2 protein-coding genes and 1 pseudogene are annotated in these 1,974 nt (G+C 71.6%); 2 read left to right on the top strand and 1 reads right to left on the bottom strand.

What is annotated here, in order from left to right:
* Both WA944_RS16690 and WA944_RS16685 read left to right on the top strand, forming a co-directional pair.
* A pseudogene (locus WA944_RS16690) lies at positions 1–292 on the top strand (CoA transferase); the annotation flags it as partial.
* A complete protein-coding gene (locus WA944_RS16685; RefSeq protein WP_526647155.1) occupies positions 286–1,593 on the top strand; it encodes an amidohydrolase family protein in 1,308 nt (435 codons plus the stop codon). The pseudogene WA944_RS16690 and the gene WA944_RS16685, both read left to right, overlap by 7 nt.
* Here WA944_RS16685 and WA944_RS16680 read toward each other — a convergent pair.
* On the bottom strand, positions 1,562–1,974 hold a 413-nt coding region (locus WA944_RS16680; RefSeq protein WP_526647154.1), incomplete at its 5' end, for an alpha/beta hydrolase. The genes WA944_RS16685 and WA944_RS16680 overlap by 32 nt on opposite strands.

Genomic DNA, 1,974 nt, shown 5'->3' with positions numbered 1-1,974 from the left:
GATCACCGGCCACGGCACCGCCGATGTGCCGAGGTTCTGCGGGGATGCGATCGCCGACCCGCTCACGGGTATCCACGCCGCGGTCGCCGTCCTGCAATCGTGCGGCCGGGGCGGCGGTGAGGTGATCGAGCTGTCCATGGCCGGGGTGTCCGCATCGTATGCGCGGCTGCCGCGTGGCGACGAGAGAACTTGTACGACAACGCCAAACGTCGAACACGCCGCTGTCCGTCCGGGAGCCGACAACGCCGCTGTTGAGCACCTGACAGCGCAGCGGCTTGCCCCCACATGCTGATCCAACGGGCGGTGCTGCTCGACGGAACGCGCACCGACATCCGCGTCGGCGCGCGGATCACCGAGGTCGCCGACGGACTCGCGGCCCGGCCGGGGGAGACGGTGTACGACGCAGCCGGCGGCACCGTGCTGCCCGGGCTGCACGACCACCATCTGCACCTGCGCGCCGCCGCGGCAGCCCTGCACTCGGTCCGCGTCGGCCCGGACGAAATCGCGGACAGAGCGGACCTCGCCCGCACCCTCGCCGCCGCGCACGTCGACGCCGACGGCTGGATCCGGGCGGTCGGATACCACGACGCCGCAGCGGGACCGCTGGACCGGGACGTGCTCGACACGCTCTCGCCGCTGGGTGTCCCGGTGCGCGTTCAGCACCGCAGCGGGGTGCAGTGGACGGTCAACTCGGCCGGGCTGGCCCGCCTCGAGCTGGCAGCCCACCCGGACGGCCGGCTCCGCAGCGCCGACGCCAGCTGGTCGTCGTCCCTGCTGCGCGGCGAGCCGAGCCTGGCCGAGATCAGCGCGCGACTGTGCGAATTCGGCGTCACCGGGGTCACCGACGCCACTCCGGACCTGTCCGCTGCCGATGTCGAGAACCTCCAGCACGCCCACACCGCAGGCGAGCTGTGCCAGACGGTGCACTGCCTGGCGCCGGGAAAACGCATCCTGCACGACGACGACCTCGACCTCGACGGCCTCACCGAATGGATCTCCGACGTGCACGCCGCGGCTCGCCCCGTCGCCGTGCACTGCGTGACCGCCGCGCAACTGGTGGTCACGCTCGAGGCACTGCGCTGCGCCGGCAGCCATCCCGGTGACCGCGTCGAGCATGCCGCGGTGGTGCCCGACGACAGCCTGGCCGACCTCGCCGCGGCGGGTGTGACGGTGGTGACCCAGCCGAATTTCGTCGCCGAGCGCGGCGACCAGTATCTGGTCGATGTGCCGGCCGGCGAACACCACGAACTCTGGCGGGTGGCGTCGCTGCGCCGCGCCGGGGTGCCCGTCGCGCTGTCGACGGACGCGCCTTTCGGTGATTCAGATCCCTGGGCGGTGATGCGTGCCGCGGTCCATCGCCGCACGCCCGGCGGCGCGATGCTCGGTGTGGCCGAGTGCATCTCGCCGGCCGAGGCGATGACGATGTTCCTGGGGCCCGCGGCGCACCCGGCATCACCCCGCTCGGTCTTGGCGGGCGAGCCCGGCGACCTGTGCATCCTGACGGCACCGCCGGCCACCGTGCTGGCCGAGCTGGGCTGCGGCCTGGTGGCCGCCACCGTCATCAGTGGGGAGTTGGTGTTCCAGAGGTCGTGAACGCCGTTCGCAGAAGTTCGCACTGGCTGGCGAAAAACGACTGGGAGACAACAGCTTTCGGCGCGATGCCGTCGAAGCCGTGGAACGCACCGTCGACCACCAACACCTCGCACGGCACCCCGGCGTCGCGCAGCCGCTCGGCGTAGGCGAGGTCCTCGTCGTGGAACAGGTCCAGCGTTCCGACACCGATCCACGCCGGCGGAAGCCCGGCGAGGTCCTCGCGACGCGCCGGTACGGCGACCTGCGGATCGGCGTCGCCGAGGTAGGCGCGCCAACCGAAACGGTTGCTCGACTGATTCCACAGCCGGTGCCCTGGATTGTCCAGGTCGGTGCGTGACACGGTGCGGTCGTCGATCATCGGATAGACCAGAAGCTGTGCCG

It is taken from the genome of Mycobacterium sp. (genome assembly GCF_049683355.1).
Taxonomy (GTDB): Bacteria; Actinomycetota; Actinomycetes; order Mycobacteriales; family Mycobacteriaceae; genus Mycobacterium.
The sequence above is the reverse complement of the archived record's forward strand: the minus strand, read 5'-3'. Positions and strand labels throughout refer to the sequence as shown.